At 60.4% G+C, this 14,940-nt stretch carries 11 protein-coding genes; 6 read left to right on the plus strand and 5 right to left on the minus strand.

All coding sequences use genetic code 11. The features are described from left to right. Positions 1–189: 189 nt before the first annotated feature. From L9059_RS09900 to L9059_RS09910, 3 genes are read left to right on the plus strand one after another with little or no spacing between them, the layout of a single operon-like run. Positions 190–1,581, plus strand: a complete 1,392-nt coding sequence (locus tag L9059_RS09900; RefSeq protein ID WP_247290436.1) for a GntP family permease — start codon at positions 190–192, stop codon at positions 1,579–1,581. A gap of 7 nt (positions 1,582–1,588) precedes the next feature. Next, positions 1,589–2,362: a 3-hydroxybutyrate dehydrogenase gene (hbdH, locus tag L9059_RS09905; RefSeq protein ID WP_247290438.1), complete on the plus strand. Its 774-nt coding sequence runs from the start codon at positions 1,589–1,591 to the stop codon at positions 2,360–2,362. 45 nt (positions 2,363–2,407) lie between these two features. Further along, positions 2,408–4,363 (plus strand): acetoacetate--CoA ligase, encoded by a 1,956-nt coding sequence (locus L9059_RS09910; protein ID WP_247290440.1) that lies wholly within the window; start codon positions 2,408–2,410, stop codon positions 4,361–4,363. 32 nt (positions 4,364–4,395) lie between these two features. On the opposite strand, the gene L9059_RS09915 is transcribed toward L9059_RS09910, so the two are convergent. Continuing rightward, positions 4,396–5,505 carry a PilT/PilU family type 4a pilus ATPase gene (locus tag L9059_RS09915; protein WP_247290443.1) on the minus strand — a complete coding sequence of 370 codons (1,110 nt, stop codon included), beginning with the start codon at positions 5,503–5,505 and terminating at the stop codon, positions 4,396–4,398. A 123-nt stretch (positions 5,506–5,628) separates the two neighbouring features. Between L9059_RS09915 and L9059_RS09920 the strand changes: the two genes are divergently transcribed. Both L9059_RS09920 and L9059_RS09925 read left to right on the plus strand, forming a co-directional pair. Beyond that, positions 5,629–8,166 carry a PAS domain-containing hybrid sensor histidine kinase/response regulator gene (locus L9059_RS09920; protein ID WP_247290445.1) on the plus strand — a complete coding sequence of 846 codons (2,538 nt, stop codon included), beginning with the start codon at positions 5,629–5,631 and terminating at the stop codon, positions 8,164–8,166. Positions 8,167–8,232: 66 nt separating this feature from the next. Then, a complete protein-coding gene (locus L9059_RS09925) occupies positions 8,233–8,508 on the plus strand; it encodes a peptidylprolyl isomerase (protein WP_007898282.1) in 276 nt (91 codons plus the stop codon). A gap of 154 nt (positions 8,509–8,662) precedes the next feature. Here L9059_RS09925 and L9059_RS09930 read toward each other — a convergent pair whose 3' ends face one another. The 4 genes from L9059_RS09930 to L9059_RS09945 all read right to left on the minus strand — a co-directional run bounded on the left by L9059_RS09930 (position 8,663) and on the right by L9059_RS09945 (position 13,281). Beyond that, a complete protein-coding gene (locus L9059_RS09930; protein WP_247290447.1) occupies positions 8,663–9,880 on the minus strand; it encodes an amino acid deaminase in 1,218 nt (405 codons plus the stop codon). A gap of 60 nt (positions 9,881–9,940) precedes the next feature. Then, on the minus strand, positions 9,941–10,330 hold the full coding sequence (locus tag L9059_RS09935) for a RidA family protein (protein WP_247290449.1): 390 nt from the start codon (positions 10,328–10,330) through the stop codon (positions 9,941–9,943). Between the two features lie 163 nt (positions 10,331–10,493). Further along, on the minus strand, positions 10,494–12,053 hold the full coding sequence (locus L9059_RS09940) for a TerC family protein (protein ID WP_247290451.1): 1,560 nt from the start codon (positions 12,051–12,053) through the stop codon (positions 10,494–10,496). Between the two features lie 352 nt (positions 12,054–12,405). Beyond that, a complete protein-coding gene (locus L9059_RS09945; RefSeq protein WP_247290453.1) occupies positions 12,406–13,281 on the minus strand; it encodes a LysR family transcriptional regulator in 876 nt (291 codons plus the stop codon). A gap of 103 nt (positions 13,282–13,384) precedes the next feature. Between L9059_RS09945 and L9059_RS09950 the strand changes: the two genes are divergently transcribed. Further along, on the plus strand, positions 13,385–14,932 hold the full coding sequence (locus L9059_RS09950) for an MFS transporter (RefSeq protein ID WP_247290455.1): 1,548 nt from the start codon (positions 13,385–13,387) through the stop codon (positions 14,930–14,932). The last annotated feature ends 8 nt before the right edge of the window (positions 14,933–14,940 follow it).

Raw genomic sequence — 14,940 nt, forward strand, 5'->3', positions numbered from 1 at the left:
AACCGGCTCGTTAGTAAAAAGGCCCTGAAAATCCAATAAAATCTCAAAACAGAGACAAAACTGTCCACCAACACTAAAGAATTAAAGAAATATCCTTATATTTCAATGCGTTGTTGGTTTGGCACAGATCTGGCTATAGCCCTCTCCACACGCTTCACCCCAAAAAAATAACAATCCAGGAGACACACCATGAGTGTGATCATCGCCTTGGCAGCCCTGGCGCTGCTAATGCTGGCCGCCTATCGCGGCTACAGCGTCATCCTCTTTGCCCCTATCGCCGCCCTCGGTGCCGTCCTGCTCACCGACCCTTCCGCCGTTGCACCTGCCTTCACCGGCGTGTTCATGGAAAAAATGGTGGGTTTCATCAAACTGTACTTCCCGGTATTCCTGCTCGGCGCAGTATTCGGCAAGCTGATCGAGCTGTCCGGCTTCTCGCGCTCGATCGTCGCAGCAGCGATCCGCCTACTGGGCACCCGCCAGGCGATGCTGGTGATCGTTCTGGTGTGTGCGCTGCTGACCTATGGCGGCGTGTCGCTGTTTGTCGTGGTGTTCGCGGTCTACCCGTTCGCCGCCGAAATGTTCCGCCAGAGCAACATCCCCAAGCGCCTGATCCCGGCGACCATCGCCCTCGGCGCCTTTTCGTTCACCATGGACGCCCTGCCCGGCACCCCACAGATCCAGAACATCATCCCCAGCACCTTCTTTAATACCACCGCATGGGCGGCGCCGTGGCTGGGAGTGATCGGTGCTATTTTCGTGTTTTGCGCCGGCATGCTGTTTCTGCAGCGCCAGCGCAACAGGGCCCAGCGCGCTGGCGAAGGCTATGGCACCGAGCTGCGCAACGAGCCGGAGACCGCCGAAGACATCCGGCTGCCCAACCCCTGGCTCGCACTGTCGCCTCTGTTGGCGGTAGGCGTCATGAACCTGCTATTCACCCACTGGATTCCCCAATGGTACGGCAAGACTCATAGCCTCGCGCTGCCGGGCATGAGCGCGCCGGTCACCACCGAAATTGCCAAGCTCACGGCTATCTGGGCGGTACAGGCCGCACTGCTGATCGGCATCCTCATGGTCTTGGCGTTTGGCTTTAAGGCGATTCGCAGCAAGCTCGCCGAAGGCAGTAAAAGTGCAGTCAGCGGTGCGCTGCTGGCGGCCATGAACACCGCCTCGGAATATGGTTTTGGAGCGGTGATCGCCTCGCTGCCAGGCTTCCTGGTGCTGGCCGACTGGCTGAAGAACATACCCAACCCACTGGTCAACGAGGCGGTGACAGTGACGTTACTGGCGGGAATTACCGGCTCGGCTTCCGGGGGCATGAGCATTGCCCTGGCGGCGATGTCCGAGCAGTTCATTAGCGCTGCCAATGCCGCCAACATTCCCCTGGAAGTGCTGCACCGGGTGGCCGCCATGGCCAGTGGCGGCATGGACACCTTGCCGCACAACGGCGCGGTAATCACCTTGCTGGCCGTTACCGGCCTGACTCACCGGGAAGCCTATAAAGACATTTTCTGTATTACGCTGATCAAGACCCTGGCGGTTTTCGTGGTGATCGGCACTTTCTACGCCACTGGCATTGTGTGAGGTATTCATGACCACTCTTTCGGGCAAGACCGCACTGGTTACCGGCTCCACTAGCGGCATCGGCCTGGGCATTGCCCTGAGCCTGGCCAAGGCCGGCGCCAACGTGGTGCTCAACGGCTTCGGCGATGCCACGACAGTGACCGCCGAGGTCCGGAAATTCGGCGGCAAGGTTGGCCATCATCCGGCTGATGTCAGCGATCCGGCGCAGATCGCCGAGATGATTGCCTACGCCGAGCGCGAGTTCGGCGGCGTCGACATCCTGGTCAATAACGCCGGCATCCAGCACGTGGCGGCCGTGGAGGATTTCCCCGTGGAGCGCTGGGACGCGATCATCGCGATCAACCTCTCGTCGGTGTTCCACAGCACGCGCCTGAGCCTGCCCGGCATGCGGGCGAGAAACTGGGGACGGATCATCAACATCGCCTCGGTGCATGGCCAGGTAGGCTCCGCCGGTAAGGCCGCGTATGTGGCTGCCAAACACGGGGTTATCGGCTTGACCAAGGTGGTCGGCCTGGAAACTGCCACGACCGGCGTCACCTGCAACGCGATCTGCCCGGGCTGGGTGCTGACACCGCTGGTGCAGAAACAGATCGATGATCGCATTGCCAAAGGTGCTGATCCGCAGCAGGCGCAGCATGATTTGCTGGCGGAGAAACAGCCGTCACTGGAGTTCGTCACGCCGCCGCAGCTGGGTGAGTTAGTGTTGTTCCTGTGCAGTGAGGCGGGAAGCCAGGTACGGGGGGCGGCGTGGAACATTGATGGTGGATGGCTGGCGCAGTAAGTCACCGATAAGTGTGTGAATAAATAACAAGAAAGAGGCCACGCCATGTCTAACATCCTCTGGCAACCCGACGCCAAACGCATTGGCAAGACTCGCATGGACTCGTTTCGGCGGTTTATCAATCAACGCCATTACCTGCATATCAATGACTACCCTGCCCTGCATCAATGGTCCATCGACCAGCGCGAAGACTTCTGGCAAGCCATTGTCGACTTTTTCGACATCCGCTTTCACGATCAACCGGACGCCGTATTGCTCGAAGGCGCGCAGATGCCCAGCGCCCAGTGGTTCCCCGGCGCCACTTTGAACTTCGCCGAACACCTGTTGCGGCGCCGCGACGATGCAGTTGCCGTGGTCGCCATCGCAGAGAACGGCCAGCGCGAACAGTTGACCTGGGCGGAACTCGGCGAACACGTCGCTGGCTTCCAGAACAGCCTGAAGGCTGTTGGCATCGGCCTGGGCGACCGGGTTGCCGCGTGCATGCCGAATACCTGGCAAACACTGGTGGCAATGCTCGCCACCACCAGTCTGGGGGCCATCTGGTCCTGCTCCTCGCCAGACTTCGGCACCCAGGGCGTGATCGACCGCTTTGGCCAGATTGAACCGAAAGTGCTCATCACCTGCGCCGGATACCGCTACGCCGGCAAGGACATAGACCAGACCACCAAGGTCAATGAAATTCTCGAGCGGTTGCCGTCCCTGCAACAGCTGATCGTAGTTCCTTACGCACGGCCACAGGCCCGCGCTGACGACTTCCACAGCCAGGCCAATGTCAGCCTTTGGGCCGAATTCTACGAAGTCGGTGGTGAACCCGATTTCGTCGCCGTGCCCTTCGCGCACCCGCTGTGCATCCTCTACTCCAGTGGCACCACCGGCGTGCCCAAATGCATCATCCACAGCACCGGGGGCGTGCTGCTACAGCATATGAAGGAACACGGCCTGCACGCCGATCTCGGCGTCGGCGACCGGCTGTTCTACTACACCACCTGCGGGTGGATGATGTGGAACTGGCTGGTGTCGGCCCTGGCGGTGGGCAGCGCGGTGGTGCTGTACGACGGTTCGCCGTTCCATCCTGGCCCGGAACGCTTGATCGACCTGATCGACGACGAACGCATCAGTGTCTTTGGCACCAGCCCGAAGTTTCTCGCGACCCTGGAAAGCAGCGGTGTGACCCCCCGGCAGAGCCATGACCTGAGCAGCCTGAAAACTCTCCTGTCCACCGGCTCAGCGTTGTCGCCACAGAGCTATGACTACGTCTATCGGGATATCAAGAGCGACCTGTGCCTGGCCTCGATGTCCGGCGGCACCGACATCGTCTCGTGCTTTGTCATCGGCAACCCGCTATTGCCGGTGCGCCGTGGCGAAATGCAGGGCAAGAGCCTGGGCATGGCCATTGAAGTGTGGAACGACAATGGCCAGCCGGTCATCGGCCAGAAAGGCGAACTGGTGTGTACGCGGCATTTCCCGGCAATGCCGATCGGACTGTGGAATGACGCCGATGGCGAAAAACTGCGGCTCGCCTATTTCAGCCAGTTTCCCGGCGTATGGGCTCAAGGTGACTACGCCGAGCAGTTAGTGCATGGCGCGATGATGATTCACGGGCGCTCGGATGCTGTGCTCAACCCGGGCGGTGTGCGCATCGGAACTGCGGAAATCTATCGCCAGGTGGAAAAAGTGCCGCAGGTCGCGGACAGTGTGGCCATCGGTCAGCAATGGCAAGACGATGTTCGGGTGGTGCTGTTCGTGAAGCTGCGCGATGGCGTGGAGCTGGACGAAGGACTGGAACAGCAGATTCGTCAAACCATTCGCGCCAGTACCACGCCACGGCATGTGCCGGCGAAGATTGTCGCGGTCACGGACATTCCCCGCACCATCAGCGGCAAAGTGGTGGAGTTGGCGGTGAGAAACGTGGTGCACGGGCAGAATGTGAAGAACACCGACACCCTGGCCAATCCCGAAGCGCTGGAGCAATACCGTGACCGCCCCGAATTGCAGAACTGACAACCCTATCACGTAGCTGCCGCAGGACAGCGTCAATCCAAAAGGCCCCACTCACCGGACGCAGGCGCGGCCCCCGGCGTCGCGTCCGAATGCAGCTTAAGCCGCAAGCGCAGATTGTTCGCCGAGTCCGCATGCTTCAACGCTTGCTCCTCGTCGATCGCCCCTTCGACCACCAGCCCGAACAACGCGCCATCAAACGTCTGCATCCCCTGCTCGGCCGATTTCTCCATGATGCCCTTGAGTTCATCGAGCTCATTGCGCCGGATCAGGTCGGCGATGGTCGGCGTACCCAGCATCACCTCCACCGCCGCCCGACGCTGGCCGTCACGGCTGCGGACCAGGCGCTGGGAGACGAACGCCTTGAGGTTGTTGCCCAAGTCATGCAGCAACTGGGTCCGGCGCTCATCTGGAAAGAAATTGACGATTCGATCCAGTGCCTGATTGGCGTTGTGGGCATGTAACGTGGAAATCACCAGGTGCCCAGTGTCGGCAAAAGCCAGGGCGTGCTCCATGGTTTCGCGGTCGCGAATCTCGCCGATCAGCACCACGTCCGGGGCCTGACGCAAGGTATTCTTCAGCGCGGCGTGAAAGCTGCGCGTATCGACCCCCACCTCGCGCTGGTTGATGATAGAGCGCTTGTGCCGGTGGATATACTCAACCGGGTCCTCAATCGTGATGATGTGGCCGCTGCTATGGCGATTGCGGTAGTCGATTAACGCGGCCAGCGAGGTCGACTTACCCGAACCGGTGGCGCCAACGAACAGAATCAGGCCTTGCTTGAGCATGATGGTTTCGAGCAGCACTGGGGGCAGGCTGAGGTCTTCGAAGCGGGGAATGTCGAGCTTGATATTGCGCGCCACAATGGACACGTCGTTGCGCTGCTTGAAGATATTGACTCGAAAGCGCCCAATGCCCGGCATGGAGATCGCCAGGTTCATCTCCAGCTCCCGATCGAACTCCACGCGCTGTTCGGCGTCCATGATGGACGCCGCAATGGCGGCGATCTCTCCCGTCTTGAACGGTTGCTCGGCCAGCGTCTGTAGTATTCCATCGAACCGGGCGCTGGGCGGCGCTCCGGTGGAAAGATAAAGATCGGAGCCGTTGCGGCGGGCTAAAAGCGTTAACAGTGCATCGATTTGCATGGCAAAAAACACCCGCGAAGCATTCAATTGAACAGTATGACCCCAACAGGCCACCCAGCGTCTACCGCCTTGCAAGCATACATAGTAGACGCCGTCAGACCGACATTAGTGCAGGACAATTTGATGAACGCATCACCGACCGGCAGCGATGCCCAGGCCTTGATCGCCCGAACCGACTGGAGCCGCAGTGCATTGGGCGCCGCCAGCGCCTGGCCGCAAAGCCTGAGAACCGCCGTGGACATCGTGATTCATTCGCCGATGCCGATGCTGCTACTGTGGGGGCCAGAGCTCACACAGATCTACAATGACGGGTTTGCCCTGCTGGCCGGCAGCAAACACCCTCACGCGTTTGGCCAACCGGCACATCGGGTCTGGCCGGAGCTCAAGGACTTCACCGACCCGATCTATAGCGCAGTGCTGCAAGGCCAGGTGCGCACCTACAGTGAACAGCGTTTCACCTTGCAGCGCGACGGTATTGACTCGGACTTCTGGCTCGACTTGACCTACAGCCCGATCCGCGACGAAGCGGCGCAGGTCGCTGGCATTCTGGTCACTGCGATTGAAACCAATGAACGCCGGCGCATTGCCGTTGAACTCGAGCAACGCTCCGCAGCCAGTCTCAAGGCCCAGCGCGAAACCGAAGAGCGCCTGCAACTGGCCCTCGCCGCGACTGACTCGGTCGGCACCTGGGACTGGGATATCAACGAAGACCACTTCATTGCCGACACCCACTTTGCCCAGTTGCACGGGGTCGACCCGCTACTGTCCAGCCAGTTACCCATCAGCGCCTACCTGCAAGGCGTGCACCCCGAAGACCGGACCATCGTTGCCCGAGGCATCAAGCACGCCATCACCCAAGGCAGCGAATACGCCGAGGAATACCGCCTGCTGCAGGCTGACGGCCAGGTGCGCTGGGTGTTCGCCCGAGGACGTTGTTACAAGGATCATCACGGCCGGCCGATCCGTTTCCTCGGCGCCGCTTTGGACCTGACCGAACGCAAACATACCGAGCAGGCCCTGCGCCAGAGCCAGACCGAATTGCAGCTGATCATCAACGCCATGCCGATCCTGATCAGCTACGTAGATCGTGAAGAACGCTTTCGCCTGAACAACGCCGCCTATCTAGACTGGTACGGCCGCACGCCACAGGAACTGTATGGGCGCACTATCCGCGAAGTGTTGGGCGAGCAAGCCTACGCGTTACGCGCCACCCACATTGCCGAAGCGCTGAGCGGCAAGACCTGTTGCTTCGGCATCAACACCCGCCACCGTGACGGCAGCCACCGGCACGCTTTGATGAACTACCTGCCGCGCCATGGGGCGGACGGTGCGGTGAACGGCTTCTACATTTTCGTGATTGACGAGACTGAGCGCAAAAACACTGAAGAGGCCCTGCGCAATCTCAATGAAACCCTGGAACAGCGCGTGGCCGCCCGCACCCAGCAACTGGCCGAAGCCAACCAGCGCCTGCAAAACGAGATGCTCGAACGCGAACGCGCCGAAGATGCCTTGCGTCATGCGCAAAAGATGGAAGCCGTCGGTCAACTCACCGGGGGCATCGCCCATGATTTCAACAACATGTTGACCGGGATCATCGGCAGCCTCGACCTCATGCAACGCTACATCGCCGACGGGCGCGCCGCCGAGGTCGGCCGATTCACCGAAGCCGCCGTGTCGTCAGCCAATCGCGCCGCCGCCCTGACCCACCGTCTGCTGGCCTTCTCTCGCCGCCAATCGCTGGATCGCAAACCATTGAACGCCAACGACCTGATCCACTCCCTGGAAGATCTACTGCGCCGTACCAAAGGCGATCATATTGAGCTGCGCCTGCGGCTGGTCGAAGGCGCATGGCCGGTCAGTACCGACGTCAGCCAACTGGAAAATGCGCTGCTCAACCTGGTGATCAACGCGCGTGATGCCATGCCCGACAGCGGCGAGTTGCTGATCGAAACCGCCAACGTCTACTTGGAAGACAGCGATATCACCACCCTGGAACCGGTCGACGCAGGGAATTACCTGATGATTGCCGTCAGCGACAACGGCACCGGCATGACGCCCTCGATACTGGCCAAAGCCTTCGATCCGTTCTTCACCACCAAACCGATCGGCCAGGGAACGGGCTTGGGCCTGTCGATGATCTATGGTTTTGCCCAGCAGTCCGGCGGTCATGTCCACATCGACAGCGTACCGGGCCAGGGTACCTGTGTTCGCCTGTACCTGCCTCGCTTGCAAGACATTGAACCGCCAGGCACCCTGCTGCCCTTCACAGGCGAAGCGCCGGCAGCCAATGCCGGTGAGACCGTGATGCTGGTCGAGGATGATCCGGCAGTACGCATGCTGGTGCTGAACCTGCTCCAGGAGCTGGGTTACCAGGCCTATGAGGCGCGGGATGCGAAAAGCGCCCTGCCCTTGCTGGAGTCGGACGCGCGGGTCGACCTGCTGGTGACTGACGTCGGCTTGCCGGGCATGAACGGACGTCAACTCGCGGAAATCGCCCGTCAGCGCCGGCCCGACCTCAAGGTACTGTTCATGACCGGGTACGCTGAAAAAGCTGCCGAACGTCAGGACTTTCTTGAGCAGGGCATGGACATGGTGGCCAAGCCTTTCTCGATCGACCTGTTGGCCAACAAGATTCGCACGATGCTCGGTCAACCGGGGTGAGTTGAGGCATAATCGCCCGCCCCACGCGGGGACCAACATAGCCACCACCGTTGCAAGGTACCGCCAATGAAAGCTCAAGCCCGCCATATCCTGGTGAAAACCTCGGAAGAAGCCGAGCAGCTCAAGCAGCGCATCGCCAAGGGCGAAGCCTTCGATGTGCTGGCCAAGAAGTACTCCACCTGCCCGTCAGGCAAACGCGGTGGTGACCTGGGTGAGGTGCGGCCCGGGCAGATGGTCGGGGTAATTGACGCGGTGATTTTCAAGAAGCCGTTGCGAGTGGTGCATGGGCCGATCAAGAGCAAGTTCGGTTATCACCTGGTGCAGGTGTTCTATCGGGACTGATCTTGCGGGATCAGCGCCCCCGCTACCTGAATCACCCGTCTCGCCAGGTAAGCCGCGTTGAACGAATCCCCAGCCACCATATGGAACAGAGCCTGCTCGTCCTGCACGGTGAACAATGCCAGATCGACATGGGGGCCGCACTAAGGTCCCAAACCTAAAAACAGGTTTCCATGGTCTCGATGACATTCAACTGCTCGTCCACCAGACACCCCACCCGCCACTTGTCGAACGTCAGGCAGGGATGCGAAGTGCCAAAGGAAATGATGTCCCCCACCCGCAGCTCAATCCCAGGCGCCACTGTCATGAATGCATGCTGGTCCATGACCGAAGTCACTTTGCAGGCACCCACGTCGTCGCCGACTGCGGGCACTACCCCGGCCTTGTAACGCCGCAACGGCAGGGGCAACCCGGCATCATAGGCGACGTCGCGCTTGCCCAGGGCAATCACCGCAAACCCTGGCTCCGGAAGCGACTGCACGTGGGCCCACACTTCCAGTGACGGGCGCAAGCCTTCGTGCAGATCACTGCGCCGCTCAAGTACGCAGCACTGCGCCTCCTTATAGATGCCGTGGTCATGGGTCACATAACTGCCTGGGCGCAGCACGCTGAGGAACCGTCCTGCGGCATTCTGCGCCTCGAAGGATTCGGCGATTAGGTCATACCAGGCCGACCCCGAGGCGGTGATGATGGGCTTGGCTATGGCGAATGCGCCGCTGTCCTGCAACTGTACAGCCAGACGCACCAGGGACGTGGCGAACGCGCGTATCCCATGCTCGGCATGATCACCATGGATCACCCCTTCGTAGCCTTCGATGCCGGTCAGCGCCAGGGCCGGTTGCGCGCAAATGGCTTTGGCCAGCTCGACCACTTCCTGTTCGGTGCGACAACCGCACCGGCCGCCGACCACGCCATATTCGATCATCACGTTCAAACGCACACCGCGGGACGCGAAGTAGGCACCGAGGTCGGCGACGTTATCCGGATGATCGACCATGCAGTGAAAGTCAAATTTCGGGTCCGCTAGCAGATCGGCGATCAATGCCATGTTCGGTGTGCCGACCAGTTGATTGGCCATTAATATCCGGCGCACCCCATGAGCGTAGCCCGCCCGGGTCTGAGTCGCGCTGGCCAGGGTAATGCCCCAGGCACCAGCGTCCAGTTGGCGACGAAACAACGCCGGCGTCATGCTGGTTTTGCCATGAGGGGCAAGCTCGGCGCCGCTGTTGCTGACAAAGTCCTGCATCCAGCGAATGTTGTGTTCCAGCGCTTCGCGATGCAGCACCAGTGCCGGCAGGCTGACGTCGCGGACCAGGCTGGCGCCGGCCCGGGCCGCCCCCTTGTCCACAACGGAACTGATTTGGGCAGTAGTCATGGTCGAACTCCTCAGATTTCGCGACCTCATACAGCCGCGGTCATATCTGCGTTCATGATTTCAGGCCTTTTTCCTATAGGCCACGCAGTCAATCTCAACCTTGCAGTCGACCATCATATTTGCCTGCACACACGCCCGGGCAGGGGCATGTTCCGGGCTGAAGTACTCGGAAAATACCTTGTTGAAGCTCCAGAAATCCCGCGGGTCTTCCAGCCACACACCGGTACGAACCACGTCCTCCAGACCATAACCGGCCTCTTCGAGGATCGCGACCAGGTTCTTCATAGTCTGGTGAGTCTGCTCGACGATACCGCCGACAATGATCTCGCCATCCAGCGCCGGAACCTGGCCAGACACGTACAACCAGCCATCGGCCTCCACAGCTCGGGCAAAAGGCCGCGGCTGGCCACCTCCTGCGGTGCTGCCGGTGCCGTAACGAGTAATGCTCATGGGTATTTCTCCTGATTGGGAATGCTGGGTGCACCTATCCTGAACTTGCGCCAGCTGAGAGATTGAATCGCGAGCAGGCTCACTCCTACAGGAAATTGTGATCGATCACAAAATCTGTGGGAGCGAGCCTGCTCGCGATGAGGCCTTCAAGAGCCCGACAAGATTACTCGCTGTGAGGTACCAGCAACACTCGGGTCACTCGACGCTCCTCAACCGCCATCACCGTCATCCGCCAGCCGTGCCACTCAAGGCTGTCACCCATGACCGGGAGGCGATCCAGCAAGCTCACTACCAGGCCAGCCATAGTCTGGTAATCCTCGTTTGGTTCTGCCGCGAAGCCGGTACGCTGGCGAACCCGCATCAGGTTCAAGGCCCCGCTGACGATGAACCCGCCATTGTCCTCAACCACATCTGGGCCTTCGATTTCGCTGGCGTCAGGCAACTCACCGGCAATCGATTCGAGAATGTCGGTCATGGTCAGCAACCCAACGAAGTCACCGAACTCATTGACCACAAAGGCGATGTGAGTCGAGGCCTTACGCATCTGTTCCAGGGCATTGAGGACCGAATAGCTTTCCAGCAGGTTGATGGTCTTGCGCGCCAGGTGCTCGAGGTCAGGCTCGTTGCCGGCCAGGTACTCCTTAAGCAACTCCTTCTTGTGCACGAAGCCCAAAGGCTCGTCCACCGCACCGGCGCGTATCAGTGGCAGGCGCGAATAGGATGAGTGCATGAGCCGCGCACGAATGGCTTCGGCGTCATCTGCCAAGTCAATGTGATCGATGTCGGCACGCACCGTCATCAAGGTGCGTATCGGTCGTTCGGCCAACTGCAGCACACCGCTGATCATCACCCGCTCGCGCCGGTCGAACAGCGCTTCACTCGGTGCTTGGCCATTGTCCAGCAGGTCGGCGATCTCTTCGTCGACGTCCTCTGCCGCTAATGTGCGCCCGCCCAGCAAGCGCATCACTGCATGAGCTGTGCGTTCGCGCATTGGCCGCACGCCCTGCAACGACCGTTTGCGACGAGCGCGGGCGATCTGGTTGAAGACTTCGATCAGGATCGAGAACCCGATGGCCGCGTACAGGTAGCCCTTCGGAATATGGAAGCCCAGGCCTTCGGCGGTCAGCGCGAAACCGATCATCATCAGGAAGCCCAAGCACAACATGATCACAGTCGGGTGAGCGTTGACGAAACGGGTCAGCGGCTTGCTGGCGACGATCATCAGGCCAATGGAAATGATCACCGCGATCATCATCACAGCCAACTCATCGACCATACCTACGGCGGTGATCACCGCGTCCAGGGAGAACACCGCGTCGAGCACCACGATCTGCGCCACGATGGGCCAGAACAGAGCGTACGCCGTATTGGACGTGCGCTCGCCGATATGCCCCTCAAGGCGCTCGTGCAATTCCATGGTGGCCTTGAACAGCAGGAATACACCACCAAACAGCATGATCAGGTCGCGGCCGGAGAAGCTCTTGTCGAACACCTCGAACAACGGCTGTGTCAGGGTCACCAGCCAGGAAATACTTGCCAGCAGGCCCAGGCGCATCAACAACGCCAGGGACAAACCGATGAGTCGCGCGCGGTCGCGCTGCTCGGGGGGCAGTTTGTCCGCCAGAATCGCGATAAACACCAGGTTGTCGATACCCAGTACCAGTTCCAGCACAATCAAGGTCAACAGGCCCAGCCACGCGGTGGGGTCAGCTATCCATTCCATGAAAATTTCTCTACCTCTTCAGTTGATTCAGAATGCCAGACACGGCAAGGCGCGGCGTGCACGCCGTAAAAATGCTTGGGGAGTAGATATCTGGATTCGGAAGACTGGGTGCTTCGCGTGCATCAAGACTGCGCGGGTGCGCTTGGAGGAAGGGAAACTGGGAGGCTCCGAGAGGGTGTTCATGCAAATCCTGCAGAAAAAAAGGATTTCTAGCGTACAGGGAAATGTGAATTTTCCTACACATGAAAATCATTACAAAATCTGTACATTCTTCTGGCTTTCGCACCACCCCCTGGACTGGCGAGCTCGCTCGCAGAAGACCTGAGGGCTGCGGGGCATCAGGCTTTTCCCGTTATCGTTGACGACCATCGCGAACCTGATCGATATACCTGCCCACCGCCGCCGACTTCTCAAACCGCCGATAAATCAATGACAACCACGAACTCGCCTCACAACCCTCGATCTGCCGATACCAAACCCCGGGCAAGCCGACATGACCGACCACCGATTCCGGCACCACGGCAACGCCTTGCCCCAGGGACACCAGCGCCAGCACCGCCACCAGTCCGCCCGGTTGCGCCCCAAGCTGGGGCGCAAAGCCGCCTTCGGCTGCCACCTGCAAGGTGCCGCTGATCTGTTCGGGCAGAATGAATGTTTCATCCTGCAGGTGCATCGGGCTGATTTGTGCCAGACGGCTCAGCCATGATTGGCCCGATACCGCCAACACAAAACCTTCCGCATCCAGGCGAACAGCTTCCAGGCCCTCCGGCAAGGTCATCGGCGAACGCACGTAACCTACGTCATGTCGTCCATCCAATACCATCGCCGGTAACGCTGCCATTGGGCTTTCGCGCACATTGAGGCTGACATCCGGATAGTCGCGAGTGAAGGCCTGAACCTGCTTTTGCAGGAGCCCGGAATAGACTGCTGACGCCACATAACCCAATTCGATGTGCCCGATATCCCCGCGCCCGGCGCGCCGGGCACTGCGCTGTGCCGATTCGAACTGGCGCACGGTAGCCTCCGCCTCAAGCACCAGCGCGGCGCCGGCCTCGGTCAGGCTAACGTCACGCTGCTGACGGGAAAACAGTCGGGTGCCGAGTTCGCTTTCCATGTCCTGGATCTGGCGACTCAAGGTGGGCGGTGCGATGCCCAACTGTTCGGCGGCACGGGTGAAGTTACGCTGACGAGCCACGGCAAGGAAATAACGGAAATGGCGGATATCCATCGGGGCATTAGCTCAAAGGTAACGAAGTCATGGAGTTTGCCTAACATGGAACAGAGCTGCCAGCCATAAGCTGCCAGGACGTCCACAGTAGAGAACAGCCGCCATGCCCGTCAAATCCAAGGTCAGCCCACACTTGACGTTACTCACAGCCTCAGGCGTCTGCTCGCTGATCGTCCTTGACACCAATATCGTCGCCGTAACCCTGCCGACCATTGCCCGTGATCTGGGGGCCAATTTTGCCGACATCGAATGGGTGGTCAGCGCCTACATGCTCGCATTCGCTGCCTTGTTGCTACCGGCGGGGAGCATCGCCGACCGTTTTGGCCGGCAGAAAACCCTCCTGTGGGGCTTGGGCATTTTCATCCTTGCCTCCATCGGTTGCGGGGCCGCACCCAACGCTCTGTTCCTGGACATCGCACGGGCGATCAAGGGTGTTGGTGCAGCGCTGCTGCTGACCTCGGCACTGGCGTCCATCGGCCACGCTTTCCACGATGAGCTGGAACGGGCCAGGGCCTGGGCGTTTTGGGGCGCCTGCATGGGGGTGGCGATGACCGCCGCACCGACCCTCGGCGGGTTGATCACCGAAACCATAGGCTGGCGCTGGATCTTCTACCTCAACCTACCGGTGGGGCTGTTCCTGATGTTCATGGTGTGGCGCGCTGTTCCCGAATCGCGCGACCCGCAATCCGCCCGCCTGGACCCTTGGGGCAGCCTCGCCTTCAGTGCCAGCCTGCTGTGCCTGATCTGGGGCCTGATCGAGGCCAACCGCATTGGCTGGAGTCATCCGCTGACCTACGCCCGGCTCATCGGCGGCGCGACGTTGATGGGGGCATTTGTGCTCATCGAGCGGATGCAACAACGGCCCATGATTGACCTCCAGTTGTTCCGGCACCCGCGCTTCATCGGCGCCCTGCTCGGCATGTTCGCCTACGCCGGCTGCGCCCAGGTCATGATGACGCTGCTGCCGTTCTACCTGCAGAATGGTCTGGGCTTTTCTGCCATTGGCTCGGGGCTGGGGATGTTGCCGTTCGCAGCGACCATGCTGATTTTCCCCAGGATCGGCGTCCGCCTGGCGGCCAAATTTGCCCCGGCCAACATGATGGCGACTGGGCTTGCCCTGATTGCCAGTGGCAACCTATTGAGTGCCTTGGCGGTCACTACCACCAGCTACCTGCCCTTCGCCCTGGCGATTGCAGTCACCGGCGCCGGCGCCGGGCTACTCAATGGCGACACACAAAAAAACATCATGGCGTGCGTGCCTCGTGAGCGCACGGGAATGGCATCAGGCATAAGCACCACCATGCGCTTCAGCGCAATCGTCCTGTCTATCGGCGTCTACGGCGCTTTGCTGTCGAGCTACTCAACGCAGGTATTGCACGCCGATCTGGCGAACTACGGTCCGCAATGGCTCGAGCACACCCAAGGCATCAGCTCGCGAATGGTCGCCGGGGACATGCCGGCGGCCATGAGCCTGCTGCCCGAAGCCGCACATGCTTTGGTGGAGCCCCTGGCCCGGCAAGCATTCGTCAGCGGTTTCAGCCTGTTGTTGCTGGTTGCGGGGCTGCTGGCGGGGTTGAGCGCGCTGGTAGTAGGCGCCTTGATGCGTCATCCAATTCCGGCGCAGAGCGGTTTTTCCCTTAACCCCGAATAAACAGGGGG

Source organism: Pseudomonas violetae (genome assembly GCF_023072615.1).
GTDB lineage: Bacteria > Pseudomonadota > Gammaproteobacteria > Pseudomonadales > Pseudomonadaceae > Aquipseudomonas > Aquipseudomonas violetae.